Origin of the sequence: Paraburkholderia lacunae (genome assembly GCF_003353175.1) — a bacterium.
GTDB classification, from domain to species: Bacteria; Pseudomonadota; Gammaproteobacteria; order Burkholderiales; family Burkholderiaceae; genus Paraburkholderia; species Paraburkholderia lacunae.
On sequence record NZ_QHKS01000035.1, the window covers coordinates 29,270 to 56,263 of the forward strand.

14 protein-coding genes are annotated in these 26,994 nt (G+C 67.1%); 1 reads left to right on the top strand and 13 read right to left on the bottom strand.

Annotation, left to right across the window (positions count from 1 at the left end):
- Positions 1–30 precede the first annotated feature (30 nt).
- Positions 31–13,728: an LWXIA domain-containing protein gene (locus tag DLM46_RS33675; protein WP_165848117.1), complete on the top strand. Its 13,698-nt coding sequence runs from the start codon at positions 31–33 to the stop codon at positions 13,726–13,728.
- 56 nt (positions 13,729–13,784) lie between these two features.
- Here the strand turns inward: DLM46_RS33675 and DLM46_RS33680 are convergent, their stop codons facing one another.
- From DLM46_RS33680 to sctV, 13 genes are all read right to left on the bottom strand, one after another.
- A complete protein-coding gene (locus DLM46_RS33680) occupies positions 13,785–14,816 on the bottom strand; it encodes an EscU/YscU/HrcU family type III secretion system export apparatus switch protein (RefSeq protein ID WP_115108260.1) in 1,032 nt (343 codons plus the stop codon).
- A gap of 7 nt (positions 14,817–14,823) precedes the next feature.
- Positions 14,824–15,627, bottom strand: a complete 804-nt coding sequence (gene sctT / locus DLM46_RS33685) for a type III secretion system export apparatus subunit SctT (RefSeq protein WP_115108262.1) — start codon at positions 15,625–15,627, stop codon at positions 14,824–14,826.
- Positions 15,621–16,208, bottom strand: coding sequence for a hypothetical protein (locus DLM46_RS33690; protein ID WP_115108264.1), 588 nt, complete (start codon positions 16,206–16,208; stop codon positions 15,621–15,623). The genes sctT and DLM46_RS33690 overlap by 7 nt, the downstream gene beginning before the upstream one ends.
- A complete protein-coding gene (gene sctN, locus DLM46_RS33695) occupies positions 16,201–17,610 on the bottom strand; it encodes a type III secretion system ATPase SctN (RefSeq protein ID WP_115108266.1) in 1,410 nt (469 codons plus the stop codon). The genes DLM46_RS33690 and sctN overlap by 8 nt, the downstream gene beginning before the upstream one ends.
- On the bottom strand, positions 17,607–18,236 hold the full coding sequence (gene sctL / locus DLM46_RS33700) for a type III secretion system stator protein SctL (RefSeq protein ID WP_115108268.1): 630 nt from the start codon (positions 18,234–18,236) through the stop codon (positions 17,607–17,609). Before sctL ends, sctN begins: the two co-directional genes overlap by 4 nt.
- The gene (locus DLM46_RS33705; protein ID WP_115108315.1) at positions 18,218–18,907 is read right to left on the bottom strand and encodes a SctK family type III secretion system sorting platform protein; all 690 of its coding nucleotides are present in this window, start codon (positions 18,905–18,907) and stop codon (positions 18,218–18,220) included. Before DLM46_RS33705 ends, sctL begins: the two co-directional genes overlap by 19 nt.
- A 98-nt stretch (positions 18,908–19,005) precedes the next feature.
- Complete coding sequence (gene sctJ / locus DLM46_RS33710; protein ID WP_115108270.1) at positions 19,006–19,878, bottom strand: type III secretion system inner membrane ring lipoprotein SctJ; 873 nt, start codon at positions 19,876–19,878, stop codon at positions 19,006–19,008.
- Positions 19,879–19,926: 48 nt separating this feature from the next.
- The gene (locus DLM46_RS33715; RefSeq protein WP_115108317.1) at positions 19,927–20,445 is read right to left on the bottom strand and encodes a hypothetical protein; all 519 of its coding nucleotides are present in this window, start codon (positions 20,443–20,445) and stop codon (positions 19,927–19,929) included.
- A 100-nt stretch (positions 20,446–20,545) separates the two neighbouring features.
- A complete protein-coding gene (locus DLM46_RS33720) occupies positions 20,546–20,749 on the bottom strand; it encodes a hypothetical protein (protein WP_115108322.1) in 204 nt (67 codons plus the stop codon).
- Between the two features lie 163 nt (positions 20,750–20,912).
- Positions 20,913–22,295, bottom strand: a complete 1,383-nt coding sequence (gene sctD / locus DLM46_RS33725; RefSeq protein ID WP_115108272.1) for a type III secretion system inner membrane ring subunit SctD — start codon at positions 22,293–22,295, stop codon at positions 20,913–20,915.
- Complete coding sequence (gene sctC / locus DLM46_RS33730; protein ID WP_115108274.1) at positions 22,276–24,309, bottom strand: type III secretion system outer membrane ring subunit SctC; 2,034 nt, start codon at positions 24,307–24,309, stop codon at positions 22,276–22,278. Before sctC ends, sctD begins: the two co-directional genes overlap by 20 nt.
- Positions 24,309–24,587 (bottom strand): type III secretion system export apparatus subunit SctS, encoded by a 279-nt coding sequence (gene sctS, locus DLM46_RS33735; RefSeq protein ID WP_115108277.1) that lies wholly within the window; start codon positions 24,585–24,587, stop codon positions 24,309–24,311. Before sctS ends, sctC begins: the two co-directional genes overlap by 1 nt.
- Positions 24,587–26,794: a type III secretion system export apparatus subunit SctV gene (sctV, locus tag DLM46_RS33740; protein WP_115108279.1), complete on the bottom strand. Its 2,208-nt coding sequence runs from the start codon at positions 26,792–26,794 to the stop codon at positions 24,587–24,589. Before sctV ends, sctS begins: the two co-directional genes overlap by 1 nt.
- Positions 26,795–26,994: the final 200 nt, after the last annotated feature.

Below are 26,994 nucleotides of genomic sequence, written 5' to 3' on the forward strand. Positions count from 1 at the left end.
GCGGTGGCACATGGTCGATCGGAGGCATTCATGTTGTACATAGACGGCATCGGTATGGGCGCGAACTGGCAGAACTTCCTCGCCAACTCGCTCGACACACTCGACAAGCCGCAACCGGTGCCCCCCGCGAACAGCAGCAGCGGCACGCAAAACCCGGTCACGGTGCCGATCCCGGTGCAATCCGGTCCGAACGTCGATCCGTCCAAACCGACCAACGAGGAAATCAGCGCCGCCACGAGCCTGCTCCAGAGCACCGCGGCCCAGTACAGCGCGACGCCGCCCGACATCACCGTCGACGACGACCAGACCAAGGCAGCCCAGCAGGCCATTCAGGGCGCGCAGACCCAGTACGACCAGGCGCTCGCGAACGAGAAAGCGAAGCGAGGCGTGCTGACGATGATGCACCACGACCCGGAGACGACCCCTGCGGATCTGAAACAGGCCGCGGCCGACTACACCACCGCCCAGCAAGCGACACAAAAGGCCCAGCGCGAGTTGAACGTCACGACCGCCGCGGGCTACATGATCGTGTACGGACAGCAGGCCGACGCGGACGGTGGCGGCCATGTCGACGGGAACACGACGCCCCCGGCACTCAGTGCGGCCCAGACCGATGCCGCCGCCAAGGCGCAGGCGTTCAAGGCGCTCATTCCGGGCGCCGGCGACAACTATGTGCCCACGCCGCAGGACATCCAGAAATCGTCCAACCCGTACGCTGCCCGCGCCGCCTACGATGCCTGGCAGATCGCCGATGCGAAGAGCGCCGCCTTGCAGGGCAAGTACGGTGCGGACGTCGCCAACTCGAATCTCGCCTACACGCAATTCCAGGCCTATGCGGCGGATCCCGAGTACAAGGACGCGCTCGATGCCGGCGTCGGCCGCCTGAACGACGCACTGGCGCCGCTCGGCTTGCAGATCACGCCGCCACCGCCCCCGGACGGCAAACAGAATCCCACGGACCAGGTGAACAGCGCCGCCAAGCTCGCAAACTTCGCGGATGCGTGGAGCAACGCGACCGGCGACGCGCTCAGTGTGGCGAACGCGCAGCAGGCCTACGACGCCAACGCCGGCTTGTTCGGGCCGACTGTGACGAACCAGGCGCAGACCGCCGCCGACCAGAGCGCGCTGATTCACGCGCAGACCGCCGCGTCGGTGAGCAGCAGCTACTTCAACCTGGTCGCGGCGCAGAACCCCGACCTGTTGTCGAACAACGGCAACGGCAACGGCAACAGCAACAGCAATGCTTCCGGACAAGCCCCTCTCACCCAAAGCCAGCAGGTGCAGCTCGCGCACGACAGTTTCGTCATCGCGGTCGGCAACTCGCTCGCGCTCAAGTACAGCGACGCGGCGAATCAGGTCGACGATCAGATCCAGCATGAGAACCTGTGTATCGCGAACGACCCGCTGACTGGCAACGAACGCGCGTTGAAAACCGTCGTCTCGGCGCTCAACGCCGCGGACTCGCGTCTGCAGAATTCAGTCAACGACGAGGGCGCGAAGTTCGTGCTCGACAATCAGCAAGGCGCAATCGCCGCGGACAAGAAAACGCTCGCCACCGTGCAAGCCGAATACGACAACTGGAACCAGCAGCACGGCAGCGCGAATCCGGGCCTATTCGGGCTCGCCAGGCCGCAGACCACGGACGGCATTCCGTACGCGCCACGGCCGCCCCTCGTGCCCAATCCCTTCGCGCAGCAGCTCAGCGACGCCCAGGCCGCATACCAGAAAGCGAACGATGCGCTCCCGGCGGCACAAACGAACAGCGCCATCACGCATCAGCAAGTGCTGCTCGATCAGTTCAGCGCGAGCCTCCCCGACAACTTGCTCAATCCCCAATCGGACAGCGACAAGGCCGCTCTCGCTCAACACCTCGCGGACTTCTACAAGCAGCATCACAGCGAGATGTCGCAAGGCCAGCTCGACGCGGCGAGCGGCAATACGTTCAAGGGGGCGACGGTCACGTTCGGCGACACCGGCGCGAACGCGCTGAGCACCGACCAGCAGCGCAACCTGATCGGCACCGGGCTAGGCTTGCAACCGGACCGCACGCCAGCCGCAAGCGACCCCAGCAACCCCGCGTCGATCGACAAGACACTCGACTACAGCGGCGACGCGCTCGCGGCAATCAACAAGGTGCGCGACGAAATCGCCAAAGTGGGCGGCCCCAATGCGCAGGTGAGCGTGATGCCGGTCGTCTATGCGTCGAAAGACAGCGGCATGACGACCACCGCGCTCTTCAAGGTAACGGGCAAGGACGGCTCGACGAACTACATCGACGACCAGGGCGGCAAGTACTCGAGCATCAGCAACTATGTCGACAACAATCATCTGTCGGCGAGCGGCACACTCGATATCGCGACCGGCTATGACAAAAACGGCATCCTGCAAGTGCAGCAGAGCGCCGCGCATCACAACAGCTGGCTGGAGGATATCGGCGGCGGCAACCTCAATCTGGGGATGCTCGGCGCGGGCATCCTGCTCGACGCGACGGGCTTCGTGCTCGACGCGACAGGTGTCGGCATCGTCGCCGGGGCGGTGCTCGATACAGTGGGCACGGACATGATCACCACGTCCGTCACCGCGGCTGCGCTCAACTCGGCTAACGATCTCGGCGAACGCTTCGCGCACGACCAAAGCGTGAGCTTCTCGGATCCGGGCGCGCGCTCCGATTATCTCAACCTGCTTCCGGTCGCGGCGGACGGCGCGGCGCGCGGCATCGAAGTTCTGACCAACGCGGCGAGCAAGGGCACCAACCTGTTCACCCGCACAGCGGACCTGCTCCACGTGAAGCCGACGACGCTGGCCAGCGCGATCAACGGCACGGCCAAAACGGGCGCGCGCCTCACCGCGCTCGGCGGCGCGGCGGAAGGCGTGAACCAGTTGATCGACGACATGAAGCACGGCCGCAGTATCCAGCAGGATCTGGTGTCGATCGGCGAAAACATCGGCATGCTGGTCATGCACGGCGGAGTCAAGCTGCTGTCGCGCGGCGTGCTCCGATATACCGCGCCGTACGCCGCGCGCAACGGCGCCAACGAGCTCGTTACGGCAGGGGAATCGAACATCGGCGTGTACCGCGGCGACCTGTCGCTCAACCGCACACGCGCGACGCTCGGCGGCGAGACAATCGACGTCGCGCGTGACGGCACACTGCAGGTGAACAAGGTGCCGATCACCTATGACGGCATGAACGTGCGCGTACTCGGTCCGAGCAACAGCAAGGGATTCGAAGGCAAGACGGCTTTCGTCGACCAGGACGGGCGCATCTCGGTGTTCGATCCAACCAGAGAAGGCTCGCCGATCACCCAAACCGACGAACAGATCACGTTCGGCGACAAGGGCGAAGTGTCGCTCTCGGACAATCTCTCGCTGGGCGCTTCGGGCAAGGTGCCGTTGCTAGGCACGACCTCCTCCGCGCCCGCACCGCAAACGCAGACGGCAGGCGCGAGCCAGAACCAGAACCAGAACAGCACCGCGGACAACCTCCCGACCGAAGCAGCCGCCACGCCGGTAGAAACTTCCGCGAGCACCGGCCAGGCGGTAGAAGCGAGCGCGAACCAGACCGCCGCACGCACAAGCGAGCAACATACCGCCGACGATGTCACACGCACCGACGACACCCGTGCCGACCAGCGTCGCAGCGATCAACGGCAGGTGCAGTTTCGCCGTGTCGTCGACCCGCACAGCAGCGCCGGCGCCGGTGGGCCCGGCGAAGCGTCGCCGGTCAGCTTCAAGGCGCGCATCGCAGCGTCCGTGCTGAACGCGGACGAACCCGTGCCCGTTCAGCGCAGCCTGATTGACAGCACGCCCACAGGCGAGCCGCCGCAAGCAGATCCGGCCGCTCTGCCCTTCGACAGCAGTCACAGTATCTATGTCGTTCGTGCGGCGGGCATGCCGGAAAGCGCGCCTCGCACGGCGGCCGTGCCACCGCGCAATCTCTCCGGTTCCCCGGAAGTCGAGCCGCCGGCTGCAAACAGCAAAGCGCTCTCCGGCAGCGCGGCCAACGCGTCGGGACCGATCGATCTCTCCGATCATGTCGGCGAACTGGCCGGTTACGCCGTGCAGAAAGGCGCCGTCATCAAGCCGACATCGCCCGCAAGCTTCATGGCCCCCAAGCCGTCCCCCACCAGGGCCGAGCAGCGTGGACCGGCGACCCAGGCCGAATTCAACAGCCTTGAGCAATGGCGCCGGCTGTCATTGCAAATGCGAACGGCGAACGGTTTGCTGAGCCCCGCCAACCGGATTGGCGCGCGCCTGACGGTACCCGCCGAAATACGCGTCGACCACGAATCCGCCTTGCAAGCGCAGGGGTTAAGCCACGCTGACGACGTCGCGCCGAACGAAACGAACCTCGCGGCGCACGGCGTTTCGAGCGAGCCCGGGGACGCCGCGACATTCGAACCCGAGCGCCACGCCGGCACGCTCGCCGCCGCCGGCGCGGGGTCGCGCGCCGGCCTCCAGATGCCGCACCCCGACATGGCTGAAGGTGCCGACGCCACGGATGGGCCGAAGCCCGGACTGATCGAACGCATCCAGATGCGCATGGGCGGCGCGCCGCTGCCCAACGAGGTGAGCGCGCTTGTCCAGCAATCGGGCACGCTCTCACAACAACTGCGTCTGCTCGCCGAGAATGGCTGGAAAGTGCGGCGCGGCAAGCCCGGCAGCGGTAGCCGGATGGACACGAAGCGGCGCCGCGTGACGATCGACGGCCGCGTGCGCGATCCCGGCGCGGCGACCTATGTGCTCGCGCATGAAACCCAGCACGCGGTTGAAGCCGCAACCGGCACGCTCGGCCTCGACTACAGCGGCAAGCGGCAGTTCACCCGCAGCGCACTGGAAGCAGAAGCGCGTGCGCAGTTGAACGCCTTCGAGGCACGCTACGAAATCTCGCTCGCGGGCGGTGGCGACATCGGCGAACATGCGGGGTTGCCCGAATCCATCGAACGCGAATACGACAACTGGCGGGCGGGCGATCGCGCCGGGCTCGCGCAGCGTCTGCCCGCGGCCTTTGCCGAGGCCGCCGTTTCCATCGAGGGCGGCAAGACCTATCAAGCGTTTTACGATGAAATCTGGGCAAGCCAGAACGCCCTCGCGATGCCCGCTCCCGACGCCACCGGAGCGCGCTTGCCGGCCACGTTCCGGGAGCGCACCGACTGGTCGCGCGAGAACGCGCAGGAAGACTTGCCGTTCGAGCGCTCGCTGCTCTCCGGCAAGCACCCCGACCACTCGGTGCCGATGGGCCCGATCTCGAGGCATCACTACGGCGAGCACCATCTCTACGTGGTGCGCGGCTTGGGCACGCCCGAAGGCGAGCTTCGCGTCGGCGATGGGCCTGCGCTCTCGGGCCATGGGTTCGCGCTGGGCTCACGCTATACGTTTGCCGAGCCGTACGAGATGCGCGAGCCGGTCATCCTGTCGGTGCCGAACGCGGAACTGAAGTTCGCGCCGGAGCTCGCCAACGTCTGGCAGAAAACGATTTTCGTCGCGCCGGAGGGCGCGATCGGCAGCGACGGACAATTGCGCGCAACGAGTGGTTTCCTGCGCATCGACCCCGCGCCGTATCGGTTGCGCGATCTGGGCCCGCTGACCGCCAACATTGACGGCGTTTTCTTCGACGGCGGTTCCCACGGCCCCGTCGACCTCGCTGAGCACCTGGGCTCGCTGCTCAGCTTCGGCGTCCAGAAAGGCGGCTTCGAACTGGGCGCGAACGCGGTGGTCGGCGTGTATTCGCAAGGGGGGACGAGCGCAGCGGATCATGTGCAGTCGGCCATGACCGAATTCGAGAGCCTCGATACGCTACGCTTGCTGGGGATCAGGACACTGACCATGAACGGCGTGTTCAGCGTGGCCAACCGCGTTGCGGTGCTGTATCAGCCGCGCGGCGAAGTGCACAGCCACGAGGTGGATGCCGTTTACGCGCATCTGCGCAGCCAGTTCACCAGTCGCGAAGTCGCGGCCGGCAAGCTGCCGGCGAACATCCTCAGCGCAACGCTGGATCAACTCGATACGACCCGCACGATCGTCGCGCAAGAGAAGCTCGCGTTCGACTTCCAGGGCATCTACCGCGACGGCCATTTCTATGTGAGCGATCCGAACCGGATCGAATACGGTGCCGGCGAATATCACGACGCGACGCTGCAAAAGGTCGACGAGCAGATCAACGCGATCGCACGCGGCATTGCCGAACACAAGATTCTGGTCGACGGCGCACCGCTCGACATGCCGCATCCGGCGATGGCGGAAACCGGCCCGTACAGCAGCAAGCCAGGACTCATCGACCGCATTCGGATGCGCCTCTTCGGCGCGCCGCTGCCTGACGAAGTGAGCGCTCTCGTATCCCAGTCGAGCACGCTGTCGAACCAGTTGCGCATGCTCGAGAGCAAAGGCTGGAAGGTCGTCCGCGGCAAGCCGGGCAGCGGCAGCCGGATCAGTACGAAGACGAAGACCGTGACGATCGACGGCGGGTTGCGCGACGCCGGCAGCATGACCTATGTGCTCGCGCATGAAGCCCGGCACGCGGTAGAAGCGGCGAGCGGCACGCTCGGCCTCGACTACGGCGGACAGGGCCGGTTCACGCGCAGTGCGCTGCAGGCGGAAGCCCGCGCGCAATTGAATGCCTTCGAGGCACGCTACCAGATCTCCCTCGCAAACGGCGTCGATATCGCCGCGCACACGAGCCTGCCTGAGACGATCGAACGGGAATACGGCAACTGGGCGACGGGCGATCGCGCCGCCCTCACGCAGCGTCTGTCCGAAGCCTTTGCCGAGGCGCCGGTTTCCGTCGAGGGCGGCAAGACCTATCAGGCGTTCTACGACGAAGTATGGGCGCGCCAGAAGCCCAACGCGCCCCACACGCCGCGCACCCAGCCTGCGCCAGCCGGCTACGTTTCCGTCGACGCACAAGCCGTGGACGAACGCACGGTCAGGCTGACAACGGCGGACGGCCATGCAGTCGAGGTGCGCGTGTACGGCGGAGCAAGAGGCGCACGGCCGACGGAGCTCGCCGAGATTCGCATGCCCGGTCAGCCCGACAACCGGCAACCCTTCGAACTCCTGCACGATCCCGAGACCGGTGCGCCGGCCATCATCCGGCGCATCATGGGCGCAGCCGAAAGTCCCGAGCCGCAGCCCACGCCCGCGGTTACGCCGGAAAACCTGCCATCGAGCTTCGATGAACGCGTCGCCCACACCCTCGCCAACGCGCGAGCGGAGTCGCCGTTCGCGGGCGGCCAGGCCCCCGATGCCGCCTCGCTCGGCCGGCGCATGGGCGCCACCACGCTCGTCCCCGGTCATCAACTCGTCGTCCTGCACGCAGAGGGCTCCCCCGACGGCAGACTGATGCTCGGCGGCCGGCCGGTGCCCACCCACGACTTCCTGCTCGATACACGCGAGACCCCGCGCGACGTCGACTTCGGCTGGATTCTCTCGGCCCGTTACGCCGATGTGCGAAGCGCCGCCGAAATGGCGAACATCTGGCAGATGCCGATCTACGCACCGCCCACCGAAGCGGTTCGCGCGGACGGCACGCTTGTAGAGGCCGACGCGATGCGCCGCTACGACCCCGCGCCGTACGCGCTGCCCGACCTGGGGCGGCTCGCCGTCGATCGCCAGGGCGTGCACGCGGCGGACGACCCGGCCAAACGCATCGACGTGGAGCGCTACCTGGGCGCGATGCTCGGCATCGGCAGCGAAAAAGCCGTGTACGAACTGAGCGTCGACACGGTCGTCGGGCTGTACGACAAAGCGCCTTTCACGCGACGCGCCAACCTGGAAGCCGCGCGCAACGAGTGGGAGGGCCTCGTCATGCTGCGCCAGCTCGGCCTGCGCACGGTGGCGATGCACGGGCCGTTTTCGGTCGCCAACCGCCTCGCCGTGCTGTACCGGCCGCGCGCGGTGCTCGATAGTTTCGAGGTGATCGAAAACGGCACGCTGCCCAAGCGCATCACGCAGGCTGCGATCGATCATCTCAAGCAGATCCGCGCAACCGTCGAACGGGAAAAACTCAGGCTCGACCTGCAGGGGCTTTTTACCGAGAACGGACATTTCTACCTGAGCGATCCGGGCAAGGTCGTCGCCGGAAGCGACGGCTATCGCGAGTCGTTCGACCGCGCCGACAGGTTGCTCAAGAAACTGCTGCAAGGGCTCAAGAGCGGCGACATCGAACTTGCGCACCCGGCAATGACCGAAGACCTCGGCCCGGGCGGCGACTATGCCCCCCGCCCGTCGCTGATGACGCGCATCCTGATGCGCTTTCGGGGCGTGCCGGTATCGGGCGACGTCAGCGCGCTCGCGCAGCACTCGAGCCTGCTTTCCGAATATCTGCGCCTGCTGAGCGATCGTGGCTGGCAGGTGAAGATGGGCCGCGTAGGCGGCGGCAGCAAGATCAACGAACGCAAGAAGCAGATCGTGATCGACGGCGGCCTGCGTCGCACCGGCAGCATCGTCTATTCGCTCGCGCACGAGGTCGGTCACGCTGTCGATGCCATCAACGGCACACTTGGACTCGACGGCAGCGGCAAAGAGGCGTTCGTCGAGAGCGCGCTCGAGGCCGAGGCGCGCGCGCAGACGGTCGCCTTCCGGGTACGCGACGAGATCGAGGCGGCCAAAGCGATCGATATCGCCGAACACGTCCGCCTGCCGGATGCAATCGAACGCGAAGCCGGGCGCGCTCGCGCTGACGACCCCGTCTCGCTCGAACGGCTCGCGGCCGCCTTTGCCGATGCGCCGACTTCGCTCAAAGGCAACCGCACGTATCGGCAGCACTACGAAGCGGCCTGGGCGAAGCAGCGGATGCGCTGGCACAGCGCGGACGGTATCGAGATGCCTGCTGCGGGCACGCCGAATCCAGCGCCTGCGCCGGGCGGCTCGGCGCACGCGGAACGCGCGGCGCAGTGGCTCGACGCACGCGGGTTGCGCAAGCTGCAGCGTGTGGAAGGCGCACGCGCGTCGAGCCTCGCGGTCCTCGCGGCAGAAGCGGGCCCCGGCGCCCATGTGCTGATCGCGGAGCGCGGCGCACGCCGGGCCGGCGAGCAACCGACGTTCATCGCGCACACGCAGCTCGACAAACACGGCGTACCCGGCGAAATCCACCCAACAGCGGCCGACGGCAAGGTACCGCCGCTCGTGAAGCGCGCCCTCAGCCACCTGGACACGTCGAACAAGAGCGTCAAGGCGCGCGGCAAGCTCGATTTCTATATCTCGCCGGTGCCGCTCGAGACGCTGAACGCGTTCGGCGGCGCAGCCGAGATCGCCGAAACGGGCGTGCCGGAGACGGAGAAGCTGCCGGCCGCCGCGACAGGCGTCAGCCAGCAAGTCGCGAAAACCATCGGCAAGCTGGCGAACGCCCAGCATTTCGCCAGCGCCAAACAGGCCGCAGACCATGCCGTCCACGCTACCGACACGATCTATGCGGTCGACGCGAAGACCGGCGTCCCGTTAGGCCACGCGCGCAAAATCGCCGACGCCTGGGAATACACCGAGAATGCGCCGGTTGCCGGAACCCGAGTCACGTCGGCGAAACTGCAGAGCGCGTTCCGCGCACACGCGGGCCGCATGCCGATGCCGTGGACGTCGCGAAATGGTGTGCGCTTCGTGATTAGCGACCAGTCACCCGAAACGGTCGAGGCGTTCGGCGGTTTCGACCCGATGCTATCGAAGCGCGCCGCGCGCAAGGCGGAGAAGCCAGCCAGGGATCCGCACCGCAGCGGCGCCGACCTGACCTTGCTCGGCATCTACAAAGGCCGGGCCGGACTGCACGCGCTCGCGCGACTGCGCGAAGCTCAGCGCGCGGCGCACCGCAAGGAAACGGCCGCGCGGAAAACGAGCCCGGTAGCGCGAGGCATCGCGCCGAACCTGCTGCCGGAACAGGACCTCCATGCGGTCAATTTTCGCGGCGCCGACATCCAGCATTTACTGGAGGCCGCGAAACAAGGGCGTCTCGAAGAAGGCAGGCATTACGTCTATGTCTACGAGAACGGCCAGGACCTCGCCCATTCGACGACCGACGCGCAAGGCCGGCTCGAAATGCGCGGCGATCAGCTGCGCTGGTTCCCCGACTGGAAGAACCCGGAGCCTGCGGCGCAGGGGCTGCCACTCGATGCGTCGCCGCTCGGCAAGCCGCCCTACGGCGAGCAGGTGCAATTCCTGTTGACGGACCTCACGCCCGCTGCGCTCGAAGCGCATGCGAACGCGGGGGAGCGCGTCCGGGAACGGCATGGCTTCAGCCGGAACAAGCGGCAGTTCACCGACCTCGACATTGCGCGGTATAAGCCGGAGCGACTCAAGGCGCTGCTCACGGTTCACGCGGTCAATTTCCGCGGCATCAACTTCGTGCATTTGCTGCGAGCCTCGGAGCTCGGCGCGATCGAAGAAGGCAAGCACCATATCTATGTGTACGACAGTGAAGGCGACATCGCGCACATGACGAACAATGCGCGCGGCCGCCTCGAAATGCGCGGCAAGGAACTGCGCTGGTTCGGCGACTGGAAGAATCTCGACGCGAACGCGCCCGGGGTATCGATCGACGAATCGCCGATCGGCCGCGGTCCGCATGGCGCCAACATGCAGTTCCTGTTGACCGAACTCGAGCCCAAAGCGCTGGAGGTGCATGCCAAAGCCAATAAGGGCACGGGTCTCCTCGGCGCGCGCAGGAGGACCACCGATATCCAGATCAGGCCGTACCAGCCGGCACTCTCGAGCGCGACGGTCACCGAATTGATCGCGCGCTACGGCAAGACCAAGGAATCGTCGCTGTTCCCGCAGCTCGCGGCCCTCAAGGAGTATGCGAGCCGCCAGCGCAACGCCTCCGCTACGCCTGTCGAACTCACCGATGCCGCGGTCGGCCAGGCGCCCGACGTCGTGGTGGCCGACGCGACCCAGTGGAAAGCGCTCCACCTGCCGCTCCACGTCGCACGCGACGACTCGCCCAACGGCTTGTCGCAGTTTTCGCCGCTGCCGACGAGGCGCGCCGCCAGGCATCTGGATACGGCAACCGGTTGGCAAGCCAGGCTGCTTCGCAACTACGTGCGCGCCGGCAGACGCCTGAGCGTGGCGATGGCCAGCGATACGAAACTCATACGGCACTTTCTTTCCGCGGACCCCGCGGTTCAGGATCGCGTCGCACCGATGGGACGGGCGTTTACGCTGCTCGACAATCCCGAGCAGGCGGTCGAGAGAGTCAAGCGCACCGGCGGAGCAATGCCCGTCGTCACGCTCGTGGTCGATCCGAATACGCTGAACGCGGCGCAGGGCAAGAAGCACGATCCCGAGTTCGTCGCGGCGGTCAAAAAGCTCGGTGCGTTGAACGGGGCGACTGTCGACTATGAAAACGGCGTGATCCGCGGCGCGAACAATGAGGTTCTATCGCTCGACCACCTCAACGAGAAAACGCTCTTCGCCTGGCTCGATGCGGCGCGTGAGGCCGGCTTCGCGCTGCGTCTCGAAACAGCGCCGTCGCGCCATCTGGTCTCGGCGCACGACAAGGCGATCCAGGCCGGCACCAACGACAGCTACCACGACTACGTCCGCACGTTCTCCCTGCTCGAAGACTGGGCGAAGCGCAACACCGGCACGCGCGCGCCCCAGGTGATGGTCACGTTCCACGGCTGGGATACGGTGCTGGAATCGGTGCCGGGCGGCGGGCACGCGAAACTGGTGGAAGCGGTTCTCGATCGTCCGACGCTGGACTGGGTGCATATGGGTCTCGGGTACGGTACGCACGGCTCCGATTCGATCGCCAATGAAGAGCTGACCACCGCGCTCGCCCGTCTGATCGTCAAGTATGTGGGGGAGCCGGAGAAGCTCGCACGGATTCACGGCGACGATGCGCTGACCCGCGTGTTCGATCGCCCCGCCGCGTCGCTCCTTGTCGAGCAGCAGCGGCCGCTGCTCATCGAACTCGATCGGGTGGGCCGCGAACACGGTTTGTCGCCCGCTGAGATTGCCGGCATCCGTGAGCGTATCTATCAGCGCAATACGACCGACTTCGTCAACCAGGCCAGGCTCGCCGAGACGACCTACGCGCAGCGCCATTGGGACCAGTCGGGGAACGCCGCGCACCGGCCGGAAGGCGGGAAGGCGCAGGACTACGCACGGCGCTGGATGACCGACGTAGGCAGCCATCTGCAGAATCCCGGCAACCGCACCCTGCCATCCGCCCCTGGGAAGCTGACCCCGTGGGCCCAAATCGTCAGCGATCCGGCGTTGAAGAACGACGCGAAGAAAGCTGTCAGCGAGAGCCGCGAGACCTCCGCGCAACTGGGTCAGGACGAGATTGCGGAGGATGAGCAGGCACTCGCCGAGCTCACCGCGCTGCACCTCGCGCCGGTCGAGAAAAACTGGCGCACGCGGTTCCTGACCGGCGCGACGATCGTCGGGCTGGGCGGCGCCGCGACCGTGCTCGGCACCAACCAGTTCAACCTGTTCGATACGCTTGGCCTTGCCAACCTGAAGACCGCCACGCCGCATCTGATGACGGCGAGCCGGATCGCCCGCCTATTCCAGGCGGCGCACCAGGCCTCGGTCAGAAGCCTGCAGAACGGCGATCCGCGCGTCTTCGACAAGGTGGCCGATACGCTGGTCGAGCGCCTGTCGAGCCAGTTGCCGAACTACGACCGGACCAGCAAGCGCAGCGCCCAGTTGCAACTGCTCGCCGACGAAGGCAAAGCCAACGTCGCGCGGATCCGCTGGCTGCACAAGGAACAGGGCTTGAGCTATACCGACGCAGTCGAGCAGACGAAGATTATCGTGGGCGACATGCTCGGGCAGATGCAAGGCGCCTTCACCGGCACGGCGCTGAAACAGATCCACCAGGGCAATCCGCGACACTGGCTCGGCACGGCCGCGCGCATCTCGGCGCTGGCGGGCTACACCGGCACGCTGGCGATGGATATCCACGCGCTCGCCGGCAACGACCCGTGGCTGACCGTGCTGCCGACCGCCGGCGTGGTGCTGTCAGGCACGTATACGGGTATGGTCCTGCTGGGTCGCCGCCAGGGCGTGAACGTCGACCAGCGCAGCCGCGTTGCGCGCTTCGCCGACTCCGCCAGCGACGCGTTCACGGCGTCCGGCGGCCTCCTCGGCGCGAGCTCGCAGTTGATCGAGAACCACTGGTTCGCAGGCGGCACGGCGGCCGCGTCGTCGCTGATTCTGTCGGCGGGCTGGCTCAACGCCCGCTTTCCGAACGCCACGCCGAAGGTCAGCAACGTGCCGATCTGGCTCGCACTCCTGCCCATCGGGATCTTCATCGGCAACCAGATCGCGCCGTTCTTCATGACTAGCAGTAACAGCAGCGGCAGCGGCCACACGGGCCCCCAACCGCCTGCGTCGACGAGCACGCCGAACGCGAGCGCAACGCCTTCGCCCGGCGTCAGCGCGAGTCCGACCACGGGCGCAAGTGCGTCGCCGGGTCCATCGGCTTCGCCGTCAGCCGCGGCGACGGCCGGCGCATCACCCTCGCCGGGCCAGCCGGGACAAACCGCGCAGTCGCCGCAACCGACACCCACCGCACAGCGCTATCTCGTCGCCGAGGGCGATTCGTTATGGGTGATCGCCGACCATCACCGCAAAACGCTACTCGACGCCGCGCACGTGTCAGCGGCCGATCAGCAACGCATGTCGGAAGGCGAGCAGGATGCGCGCGCGTTACAGGAGATTTTCCAGCTCAATCCGCAATTGGCCGGAGGTAGTGCGAATCTCGTGTACGCGGGGCAGCAGATCGTGATCGGGTGACGGGTGCAAAGGACGGCGCAGGCGAAGCTTCAGCTACCGCCGCATGACGCGCCCGTTCATTGCGCCCCGCGCGCCCACTTCAACAGCCGCGCCACTTCATCGAAATGGCGCTGCGCGATCGTGCCGTTCTCCGGCGTCGATTCATACAACGCATGCGCCAGCCCGACATTGGCAAGCGTCGGGCGCAGCGCCGCGTGCGCGAGCTTCACGATGCGCTCGGCCACCTCGCCTTCACCGCGCGCGAGCACCCACGGCAGCGTGCCGAGTCCCGAGTAGTAAAGCGCAACCGCGACGCGCGACGAATACACCACCACCGCCGCATACTCGATCCGGTCGCCGAGCGAGCGCAACTGCACCTCGCGCGCGAGTTGCCGGCGCATCGCCTGCACGTGCGGGTCGCCCTCTTCTTCCTTGTATTCGCGCCGCACTTCCTCGATCGACATCTTCATCTTCTGGTTGTGCTCGTGCCGCTGGTGCACGATGTCGATCAGCGCCATCACGATGTAGATCAGCGCTGCCCAGCCGAGCAGCAGCAACAGCAGGTGCATGACGAGTGCGAGGATCGACAGCGGCTGCGTGAAGCCCGACTGCACGGCCGGATCGAGCGACGCATCGATCAGCCAGCCGAGCGTCGCGCCAAGCAGCAGGGTCTTCACCGCCATCTTCGCCAGATTGACGAGATTGCGCATCGACCACATGTTCTTGAGGCCTTCGGCGGGATTGAGGCGCCCGAGCGACGGCACGAGCTTGCTCCACGCCATGACGCCGCCCACTTGCACGAGGCCCGCCAGGACCGCGAGCAGCACGCCCGCGAGCACGATCTCGAGCGAGGCGATCATCCAGTCGCGCGCCGCCGCGTGGCCGAGCGCCACCATCCGCGCACCCGGATCGGGCGCACCCACCGCGTCGAAAACGAGCGCAAAGAGGCGCTGCACGCGCCCGAACAGATCGCCTACGCCTGCCGCCACCGCCGCGCCCACGCCGATGAACATCGCGGTCGAAATCGTCTCGGCGCTCTTCGGCACGTCGCCGCGTTCGCGGGCTTCGCGCTGGCGCTTCGCGGTCGGCTGCTGGGTCTTTTCCGCCATCGCGCGCTCAGTGCGGATTGGCCATCAAGCTCTGCAGCAGTTCGAGCATGCCGTTCCCCGGACTCAGCAGCCCATGCAGCGAGGTGTACACGAGCGGCAGGAACAGCACCATCATCAGGAAGGCCAGCGTGCTCTTCAATGGCTGCGAAAACACGAACACGTTCAGTTGCGGCACCGCGCGCCCGATCAGACCGATACCGAATTCGACCAGCACCAGCACGATCACGATCGGCGCGGCGAGCTTCACCATCCACGTAAAGATGGCGTCGGTCTGGCGCACCACGAAGGTGGACAACACCGCGGACCAATCCGGTCCGAGCGCGCCGATCGGCCACCACACATACGACTGTGCGAACAGCCGCACGAGCGACTGCAGCCCGCCCGCCGTCACGAACAGCGTCAGCGCGACGAAGTTCAGAAAACCCGACGTGGGACCGCCCTCATGGGCGCCCATCGGATCGAAGAACGAGGCGTTGCCGCTGCCGGTCTGGAAGTCGATCAGGTAACCGATGCTCTGGATCGCGAACAGCACGGCGCTGAAGGCGCCCGCGAGCAGCACGCCGACCACCGCCTCCTTGGCGACGAGCAGGCACCACAGCAGGAACGGCATGCTGACAATCTGTGCCACGTCGATCGCCGGCGCGACGAACGCGGCGATCACGACCGCAAGGCCGTTGCGCACGAGGCCCGTCACGATCTCCTCGTTGAACACGGGCACAATCAGCATGATCGGCAAGAGACGCGGCATCACGTACATGAGCGGCCGCAAGCTGCCGGCGATATCGTTGAAATCCTGCACCTGCGCTAGCATCGGCCACCCGGGCGCGCAGACGGAACGGCGGGGCCGTCGTCGTTGTCGTTGCCGTTATCGTTGGCTTCGGCTTCGTCCTGCACGAGCGCGTGCTGCACGCCGAAGCGGCGCACCGCGAAGCCGTCGGCGACTTCGTCCGCGAGCCGTTCGGTGCGCGCAGCGAGCGAGCGCGTATGGCGCTCGCCGGCTTTCTCCAGCTTGTCCTCGGCTGCTTTCGCGCGGCGCGCCGCATGCTGCAGCTGCGCGAGCTGCGCTTCGTTACCGTCGTGCTGCGTCCTTGCGTCGGCAAGCGAGCGGTTGGCCGCGCCGATCTGCACGTTCGCCGCCCGCGCATCGACGGCGGCATCCTGCAAGGTGCGCGCCGACGCTTCGCGCGCGCCGACAGCCGCGAGCCGCTGCTGGATCGCGGCCTTCTCCTCGATTTGCCGCGTCAGGCCGTCTTGCGCCTCGACGAGCGCGCGTCGGCTTTGCGCCGCGATGCCCTGCTGGCGGGCCGCCGCGACGCGCGCCAGCTGGCTGCGCATTTCGCGCACCCGGCGCAGCCGCGCGAGCGTGGTCAGGATTTCACCGTCGTCAGGCATGGTCGTTCGCCAGTTTGATGAGCCTCGCGAGGGTCTCCTCGAAACGGATGTCCTCGCTCGCCGTCTGCGTGCAGAACGCGCCGAGCAAGTCGCGCGCGCGCAACGCCAGATCGCCGAGCCGGTCGCTGCCTTCGCGGTATTCGCCGATCTGCACGAGCAGTTCGATCTCCTGATATTTCGCGAGCAGTTCGCGCACGCGCGCCGCGCCCATCTGATGCGCGCGCGATGCGACGAGCGGCATCACGCGCGACAGGCTCGCCAGCACGTCGATCGCCGGATAGCGGTTGGCGAGCGCGATCTTGCGCGACAGCACGATATGACCGTCGAGGATCGAGCGCACTTCCTCGGCGATCGGATCGGACTCCTCGTCGCCTTCGACCAGCACCGTATACAGCGCCGTGATCGAGCCGCGCTCGCCCTGCCCCGCACGCTCGAGCAGACGCGGCAGCACGGCGAAGGTGGAGGGCGGAAAACTGCGCCGCGTCGGCGGCTCGCCGGACGCGAGGCCGACTTCGCGCTGTGCGCGCGCAAAGCGCGTGAGCGAATCGACGAGCAGCAGCACGCGCTTGCCCTCGTCGCGAAAGTACTCGGCGATCGCGGTGGCGACCAGCGCCGACTTGACACGCTCCATCGCGGGCCGGTCGGAGGTCGACACGACGACGATCGAGCGCGCGCGCACGTCCGGCGACAGGCTGTGTTCGATAAATTCGCGCACCTCGCGCCCGCGCTCGCCGACCAGCGCGATCACGTTCACGTCCGCTTGCGCGCCACGCGCGATCATCCCCAACAGCGTGCTCTTGCCGACGCCGGACGGCGCGAAGATGCCGACCCGCTGGCCGACGCCGAGCGTCATCAGGCCGTCGATCACGCGCACGCCGGTCGCGAACGGCGTGTCGATCATCTGCCGCGCGAGCGGATTCGGCGGATTCTGCTGCGTCGATACCCAGACGGCGCCGGCCACGGGTCCGCGGCCGTCGAGCGGCTGGCCGAGCCCGTCGAGCACGCGCCCGAAAAGCCCCCTACCCACCGCAAACACATGCTCGCGGCCGGACGGCACGACCGTTGTTTCGGGCGACAAACCGGCCACCTCGCCAAGCGGCGTGAGCAAAGTCGTCTGCCTGGAGAAGCCGACCACCTCGGCGAGCAAGGTCGGCTGGTTCGGCGTGCGCAGCTCGCAAATTTCACCGAGCCGCGCGCGGATGCCGGTCGCGTTCAGAATCTGCCCGACCGCGTGATTCACCCGCCCTTGCACCGAAACCGGCGAGAAAAACGCGAGCCCCGCCTCCAGGTCGCCGACCAGCCGGCCGCGATCGAGCGCTTCACCGCCTGCCGCTGGGTCGGCTTCGTCGACGGGGTCGTCGGCGTCCGGCCGCGGCGCGGCGCCGAAGCGGAATTCGCTCATCGCGCGGCGCCCCCGAGCGGCTCGCGGCGAATCGCCTGGCGCAGCGCATCGATCTGCAATTCGAGGCTCGCGTCGATACGGCCGGAGGGCGTTTCGACCATGCACGCCGCGCTCGCCAGATCCTTGTCTTCGACAATGCGGATTTTCTGCGCGCGCTCGTGGCCGGCAAAGGCGCTCGCCAGCGCTTCTTCCATCTCGTCGTGGCGACCGGGCGCCACATGCACGATCAGAAACGGCTCGTCGCGCACCAGCGGCGCGATCCGTTCGAGCGCCGCCGCATGGAGGCGCGTCACCGGCATCTCGCCGACAATCGCGCGCACCGCCTTCACGACGATCTCGGCCATCGCGTCTTTCATGGATTCCATGGTCTGCGCGGCGGCGAGCGCCTGGCTATACGACTGCGCCGCGGACGCCTTCTGCGCGCGGCGCACGCCCTCGTCATAGCCGGCGGCCTGGCGCGCCTCGTATTCGCGCTGCGCAGCCGCGACGATGCGCTCGGCCTCCGCGCGCGCCGTGGCGATGACCGCGGACGCATCGAGGAGCGTCGCGTATTCGCGCTCCTTCAGCACCTTGCGCTCGGACAACAGTTGCAGGTTGTCGCTCGTGATCAGAAAAGCCAGTCCCATGTGTTGAGCCTCTCGGGAATCAGGAACAGAAACACCAGTTCGCCGACCATGTCGCGCTGCGCCTGATTCAGCAGATACGGCGCCTGGCTGTCGATCGCACGGTTGAATTTCAGGCGCGCCCGCGCGTCTACCGGCACGCCTGCCGCGGCAATGAAATCGGCGAGCAGGCGGCCGCCGCGCGCGCGGATCGTCGGCGGCAGCGCGGCGGGGTCGGCGCGCCAGGGTTCGAGCGTTTCGCCGAGCGCATCGAACGCGGGTGCGCGTTCGAGCGTCAGGTCGAGCGCGTCCGCACCGAATCGGGCGGCCACCTCGGCGCGCACGCGGCGCACGCTCAGCGCCTCGCGCAGCCACGCACGATGCAGCAGCAAACCCGCGTAGGCGGCCAGTTGTTCGAGCGCCGCGCCCGGCAACAGCGCAAGCCGCGCCACCGGGCTCGCCGCGTTGAAGTCGTAGTGCCCGGCCACGCCGGCCGCGTCGAGCAGATGCCGCGCGATCAACCGGCGCCCGGCAACGCCGAACGACGTCAGCTGGCGATAAGCGACCGGCCACGTATCGGGCACGCGCGTGACGTGCAGATAGGTGTCCGGACGCAGGTTGAATTCGCAAACCATCCGATAGAACGGCACGCGCTGCGGCGGCGCAGGCGCATCGAGCGTCTGCGTCCATGGCATGGCACCGGCGGCGGCGAGATCCATCAGCGTTTCGCCTCGCACGAGCGGCGCATGATAACGAGCGGCGGCAAGGCGCGCGGGCGTCTCATGATTCAGCCTCAGGTGCCGGGCTCGCGCGTGCCGTCGGACGCGCGAATCTGCGCGGCAGGGCCGCGCGGTGCGGCGGCCCGCGCGCCGCCGCCGAGAAGCGATGCCAGCCCGCGACCGAATGCACCGCGGCGCGCGCCGACGAGCACCACCATCGCGAGCGTCAGCAGGATCAGCGCGAACACGAGCCAGCCGAGCGGCGAGCGCAGCCGCACGATATCGTTGAGCGCGCTGCCGACGCCGTCGGCGCGCGCCGGCCGCGCGTCGGCCGGCTGCAGGAACAGCGACACGTTGTCGTATTGCAGACCTTCGATGCTGTGCGCGACCAGATCCTTGACCATGGGCGCCATCGCGCGCAGATCGACGCCGGATTTATAGCGGATGTACACCGCCGCCGACGAAGGCTTGATCTTGTCGGCCAGTGGATCGTTCTCCGGAATCACGACCTGCACGTGCGCGACCACCACGCCCTCGATATCCTGCAGCGTGCGCGACAGGTCCTGCGACACGCCGTATAGATAGCGCACGCGTTCTTCGGCAGGCGTGGAAACCAGCCCCTGCTTCTGGAATAGCTCGCCGAGACTCTCATAGCTCGGCTTCGGCAAGCCTTGCGCATGCAGCACCGTGAGCGCGGCATGCAGGTCGCCGTCGTCGACCGTGAGCTGCCAGGCCTGCTTATCGGAAGCGTCGCGCGCGTCGTTTTCCTTCTCTGCCGGAATACCCGCATCGCCGAGCACCGCCAGCATCTGGTTGGCATCGGCTTCGGAAAGCCCGGAATACAGTTCGCGCTGGCAGCCCGCGAGCAGCAGGAGCGCGCACACGAGCGCGAGCCGGGCAAGCGGACGCGCCGCGCGAGTTGGCCGGGTCGGTTGGAAATTCGTCATTGCTGGGCTGGGCTCATCGAGCCGCTGTCATGGGTGATGTGTCATTCGTCATTCCTGATTCTTCAGAATCGAATGCGAAAAGCCGTTCACCGCCTGCGCGACCGACATGCTCAGTTGATACTCGGCAATCGTCGTGGAGGCGGACCACTGGAAGTCCATCATCTGCGCCATCTCCATCAGCGGGTCCTGACCGAGCTTCGGCATCGACGTCAGCATCTGTTCGCGATGCTTCTCGATGCCCGCGTACCGCTGATCGAGATCGTTGCCGTACGTGCGCAGGCGCTCCGCGAGCGACGAGCGGCTCGCTTCGGCAGGCGTCATCTGCACGCCGGGGATTGCATCCGGCGCGCTGTGCAGTTGCACCGACTGAATCGCGGAGGCCGGTTGTGTTGCCGCCGGCGAAGTCGACGAAGTCGGCGAAGTCGGCGAGGTTGCCGCCTGCGACTGATCGGGTTTCCCCATCAGCGTGTCGAAATGCTTCACGTGAGCCGGATCGCCCGCGCCGTTCGTCTGCGTGGCGCTGGCGAGCGCCGCCGCAGCCGGCGGCGCGACCCCTGGGACTGTCATGATCTGCTCCTTCAGGAAATCACTGCGCGCTGCGGGCAAGCCAGCCGCTTCGTGCGTGCGCACGCACGCCGGTCGTCGGACCGGCGGCTGGCGCCCGCTTTCATGCGCGACCGGCCGAGCCGATGTGCTGCGCGGCTTGCGCGGCTGCGGTGCCGGCCTGCGCGGTCACCGCCGTCGAGGTCTGGAACGTGGCCGTCGATTGCTGCACCTGGAAGTTGATTTCGGTTAGCTTCGTTTGCTCCTGCATCAGCTGGTTGGCCTGGTCCTGGACATCGTTGTTCGAAACCGGGGTAGTCGCACCCATTTGCTGCTCCTTCACTTGGTAGTTGAAAACGCCGGCCGCCGACAGGTGTCGGCGCACCGGTCCCGCCTGCCGTCGCATGAATGCGGCGGCCTGCGTCCTGGTGAGCCCGGCCGTGCGGGACACACTGCCCCGGCACGCCGTGCCATGCAAAAATGCGTCGCTGCTACCTGGCCGGCGACGCCGCCGACCTCGCCGCCGACGCCGGCAGCGCACCCGAACCGGCGGAATACGCCGCCGCCGCGGCAACCGATGCCGAAGCCGGCGCCTGCCCCGCCACCGGCAGCGCGACACCCGCAGCCGCGCCGCTCGCGGCAACCGTTGACGTTGACGCGGCGGCCGTGGACGTTGGCGCGTCGGCCGCGCTGCCGTTGCCGCCGGCGGTGAGCGGTATCGTGATGCGCCGCCCATCGCGCTCGAACACCACGGCCTCGGGACTGATCGACGCGACGCTCAAGCCGTCCTTCATCCGCGCGCCTTCGAAATAGCGGCTGCCGTCCGCCGTTTCGATGAAACGCTGATCGTCGTCGCCGGCAAATACGGTGGCGATCTCCGGCACGCCGCCCGTACCGCCGAGCGTTGCCGCGCGGTTCTCACGCTCGTCCGCGTAGTGGATGTGATCGACGACTTCGAGCGCGGGTCGAGCGTCCTTCACGTAGTTCTGGAGGCGCAGCGCGATCTGCGCCTGCGGCGCCTCGCCAGTCACTTCGATCCGCCCGCGTCCGAGATAAGACACTTTCAGCGGCGTATCGCTGAAATAGGTCTGCGCAGTCGCGATCAGGTCGCCCACGATGTACACGGTGCCGAGCGCAGCGTTATCGACGCCCGCCACGATTTGCGCGACCCGGTCGCGCTCGGCCGCGCTCTTCACATAGCCGGACACGAGCTCGCCGTCGTCGCGCGCTGCGACGGCGAGCTCCGGGTACGCGCGCAGTGCCTGCTGCAAGCGGTGCACGCGGCCGAGCGGCGATTCGTGCTGCCACGGCAGGCTGCCCGACAGCGCGACGAGCCCATAGCCGAGCGCGCCGAGCAGCACGCCGACCCACAGCGCGACCAGCACCAGCACGGAGCGCCGGCTGCCGAGCCGCCGCAGCGCGTTCGCGGCCCAGCCGAGCCAGGCGGCATCGCGCGCGGGGCGCACCTCTTCCCCGTCCGCAGGCAGCGGCGCAGCGGCTTGCCCGTTGCTGGCGATACCCAGCTTGATCGAACCCACCGTCACCACATCACCCGGCATGAACGAACGGCGTCCGGCGAGCGGCTCGTCGTTGAACAGCACCGGCGCCGTGTCCGGGCCGCCGTGGTTCTGCACCGTCACCGCAAGCGCGCCGACTTGCAGGCACACCTGGCGCGCGCCGATCTCGCGATCGGGCAGGATCACTTCGCAATCCGCCGCCGTGCCAACCCAGTTGGCGCCACGCGCGAGCGACATCGTGCGGCCGTACATCGGCCCGCTCAGGAAGCACAGGTTCCACGGCGAGGCCACCGCTTCCTGGGGCGCTGCGCGCAACCCTGGCGCGCCGGCATGCGCATCAAGGGTGCTCGTTTGCATTCGGCGGTCCTGCGGTCGGCTTCGGCGCCTCGGCGGCGGGATCCTTCGGCGGCGGGGGCAGCGGCGCGCCGAGCGGCGTGCCCGGCAGCGGCTTCGGGGCGAGTGGCACGAGACTGTCGTTATCCGGCGCGCGGTACATGGCGAGACCGCTCGCGTCGGGCACGCTGTCGAAACTGGGATTGACCGGCGAGCCGTCGGGCGCATACATGGTCGCGTTGCTGACGATGCGCGGCGTGAGCAGATAGAAGCGTTCCGAGTGCTGGCCGTTCTTGTCCGTGTACCTGAACAGGCTGCCGATCAGCGGAATCTCCGACAGCCACGGCACGCCGCTCTTGTTGAGCTGCACCTGGTCGTTGTTGAAGCCGGCGATCAGGAGGCTCTTGCCTTCGTCGATCATCGTCTTCGTCACGATGTTGCGCTGCTGGATCACCGGCACGTTCGACACGCTCTGGTTCGGCACGATGTTGCCGTCCTGAATGTCGAGCGACATCATCACGCTTTGCGCGCTCGCGCCGCTCGCGTCATGCGTGCGGTCGTCGACGATCAGCGGCGTCACCTTGATGCTCGTGCCGCTCGTCACGCTGTAGAGCGACGAATCCTGATAGCCCTGCACCTGCACGTAGAACTGCGTGAGGTTTTCGAGAATCGCTTCGGTATTGTCGAGCGCGAGCACCTTCGGCTTCGAGTGCAGCTCGGCGTGGCCGGTCTGCTGCAGCGCATTGACGCGCGTGAGCAGATAGTTGCGCAGCGCGCCGCCGATCGATGCGGTCAGCGCAATGCCCGTCGGCATGAAGGTGCCGGTCTGCCCGGCTTCGGTCGAGCCGGTGCCGAACGTGAGCGGCGGATTGCCGCTGGTGCCGTACTGCGTGTTGCCGTTGAGCGGGTTCTCGCCGTTGCCGATCTGGATATCGCCGTGCGTGGTGTGCAGGCGCCAGTCGATGCCGAGGCTGTCGAGCGAGTTCTCGTCGATGTCGATGATCGTCACGTTGATCTCGACGATGCGCGGACGCACGTCGAGCTGATCGATCAGCGCCTGATAGCGGTGCATGTTCTCAGGCAGATCGCGCACGACGACCGCGTTGATCGCCGCGTCCGCTTCGATCTGCGGCAGCGTGTCGGTGCCGCCCGCATCGCGCAACAGCGGCGAGCCCTCCGCGGCGCTTCCGCCTGCCGCTGCGTAGCCGCTCGAACGCACGCCGCCGGCGACATCCGGGAATTCGATGCGCGGCACGTCGATCGTCAGGCCCGAGCCGAGCTTGACCTGCCGCGCAGCTTGCCCAAGCGGCGCGCCGACGCCGCCGGCGCTCGTACCACCCGTCTTGCCGAAGAGCCGGCGCATCATCGTCGCCACGCCAGGGATCACGACTTCCTTGCCCGAGCGGTTGATCGTGAAGTCCGAGGCCCAGCCGTATTTCAGGCGAAACGCGCGGATGTCCGCGTTCTGACCGTTCGACGCGGGGTCGCCCACCGTGCTGACCGCCTGTCGCACCAGCTCGACATAGCGGCGCGGCCCGGATACGTAGACGCTGTTCGCGCGGTCGTTGATGACGAGCGCAAAGCGCTTGTCGACGATCTGCATGGTTTGCAGCGCCTGGCCGACCGCGCTCGCCGAGTTCGGGGGAATCGGGATCACCTGCGTCTGCGACTGGTCGGCGGGATCGATGTAGAGAAACGAGCCGTCATAGTACCAGGCGAGGCCATAGGTCGCGCAGACCGTGTCGAGCGTTTGCTGCGGCGAGCCGGAGAAACGCCCGCTGATGGTGCCGTCGATCTTCGAATCCACGATCGCCGTGACACCTTGCGACGACGCCAGTTCGCGAATGAAATCGGCGATCCGCTTGCCGTTCGCGACGATCGTGAAGGGCCGGTTGCGCCAGCGCAGCTCGGCCGCGCGCGCGGGTTGCGCAAGCGCCATGAAAAGCGAGACCGACAACAGTATGGACGCGACGAACACCATTGCGGCGGTCTGCGCACGCCGTCTCTCGAACGATCGCGAAGCTGCACGAACGTGCATCAGGACACTCCCATGGAAAACACGAATCCCCGTTCCAGCGCCTGCTGAGCAAAGCGCAGCACCTCGCCGCCCAACCAGCCCGACAACAGCACGAGCGCGACCATCACCGCGATCAACCGCACCGCGATGCCGATGCTCGCGTCCTGCACCTGCGTCACCGCCTGCAGAATCGCCACGACGAGCCCCGTGACCGTGGCGATCGCGACGATCGGCAGCGACAGCAGCAGCACGAGCATCAGCGCCTGACGCGTGAGATCCAGAATCGTCGAGCCGGTCATCAACTGCTCCCGCGCACTTGCGCGCCTGCGCCGGCGATGCCGTTATCCGGCGGGTTCTTGACCCAGCCGACCGTATGCAACTGCACGTCCTCCTCGATCTCCTGATACGAGAGCACCGGCAGATCCGGCAGCACCGGCTCCAGAATCGTCTTCACGTAACGCCGCGCGCCGAGCGCAACCATGACCGCGAGACGCGCGCCTGGCTGGGTGCCCGCGGGTGTGCCGGCTTGCGTGCCCGTCAGGCCGGTCAGACTCGCGATGCCGCGCACCTGCTCGCAGATGTCCTGTTTCACATCGCTCGGCAGCGCGAGGAAGTTGCCCTGCTTCGTGCGCATCACCGCGCCCTCGACGCGCTCCTGCAAGTTCTGCTCGAACAACACCACGCGCAACTGGCGGCTCGCGCCCGCGTAGCGGTCGGTGATCATGCGCCGCAAGTCGATACGCACCAGCTCCACGAGCGCGATGACGTCGTCCGGTTCGTTCGGCGCCCATGTGATGAGGCTTTCGAAAATCACCCGCAGGTTGCGGATCGGCACCTGTTCGCCGAGCAGGCGCCGCAGCACTTCGGTCACGCGCTGCAGCGGCACGAGGCGCGTCAACTCGCCGATCAGCTCCGGATGGTCGCGCCGCACCAGATGCACGAGCGCCTGCGTTTCCTGGATGCCGAGCAACTCGTCCGCGTGCTGGCGCACGATCTGCTCGACGTGCGCCGCCAGCACGGCTTCGTTGTCGAGATACCGGCCTTCGGGCGGCTCGCCGTCGGCGGTGCGAATCCAGAGCGCCGTGGTGAACGGGCCGAAGGCTTCCGCGGCCTGCCGCTCGGCATCCTCCGGCAAGGGCGAGACGCCGTCCCAGAGGAGCCAGCCCGGCTTCACGGCGCCGCTCGAGGCCAACACGTCCTGCAAATAGATGCGGTAACTCGCGGCGGGCGCCGCATCGTCGTAGTTCAGCGTCATGCGTGGAAACACGGTGCCGACGTCGGCATCGACGCGCGCCTTCGCGCTGGCGAGCGCCGCCTGCAGGCGGGCGAGATTCAGCTCCGCGCGCAAGTCCTCGGCAAGCGTCACCGCGATCAGCGACGTCACGCCCGCGTGCTGCGTGCTTTCGCTGCCGCCCGCCTCGGCCGCTTCTCCCACGCGCCCGGCGATGCTGATGAGATTGAAGGCAGGCAGCGTCGTCTTGCGCCGCAGTTGCAGCACGGCAAAGGTCCCGAGCCCGAACGCCAGCAGCGCGAACGACCACTTCGGAAAACCCGGCACGGCGAGGAAGCCGAGCAGCACGAGCGCGGCGATCAGCAGCGCGCGCGGATGCGCGCCGAGCTGCTCGCCCAGTTGTTCGCCGAGCTGGCGTTCGCGCGCATCGCGTGTGGCGACACGGGTCGTCACGATGCCGGCCGCGATCGACACCAGCAACGACGGAATCTGCGACGCCATACCGTCGCCGACCGTCAGGATCGCGTAACGTTGGAGCGCTTCGCCGATGCTCATGCCGTGCATCAGCGTGCCGACCGCGAGTCCGGCGACGATATTGATGAACGCGATGACCAGCCCGGCGATGGCATCGCCTTTGACGAACTTCATCGCGCCGTCCATTGCGCCATGCAGTTGCGACTCCTGCTCGAGCCGCTCGCGGCGATGCTTCGCTTCGTCGGCATTGATGATGCCGGCGCGCAGGTCCGCGTCGATACTCATCTGCTTGCCCGGCATCGCATCGAGGGAGAAGCGCGCACCGACTTCGGCGACCCGCTCCGAGCCTTTGGCGATCACGATGAACTGCACAACCGCGATGACCAGAAACACGACGCCGCCGACCACGACGTTGTTGCCGACGACCAGCCGCCCGAATGCATCGATCACATGGCCCGCGTTGGCGTGCAGCAGAATGAGCTTGCACGACGCGATGTTCAGCGCGAGCCGGAACAGCGTGGTGAACAGCAGCAACGCCGGAAACGACGAGAAGCTCACGGCCGAAGGCACATAGGTGGAGACGGTCAGCAGCACGACGCTGACGGCGAGATTGACCGAGATCATGCCGTCGAGCGCGACCTGGGGCAGAGGCAGGATGAAGAGTGAGACGACAGCGACGATGAAAGCCGCGAGAAACAGGTCGGCGCGCGGCGACGCGGCGGCAAGCCGCTTGCCGGACATGCCGCGGCCAGCAGTGAACATCCGCTGCCAATCGCGCGGAAGCGCCTTCGGATAGGCCATCGTTTCTAATCGACTCCCTGTACGTGTGCTGTACGGCCGCTCAGAGGCGGCACGCAGGTAAGAACCCGGTGCTGGGGAAATGCTTGCCTTTGCGCGTGTTTAGTATTGCTATTCGCGCATAGCCGCGGACTCTTTCTGCAGACGAGTTTACTGGGCCGGCAATCGCTATGAACGCGCTCGCCTCGTAGCCGGAGCCAGTC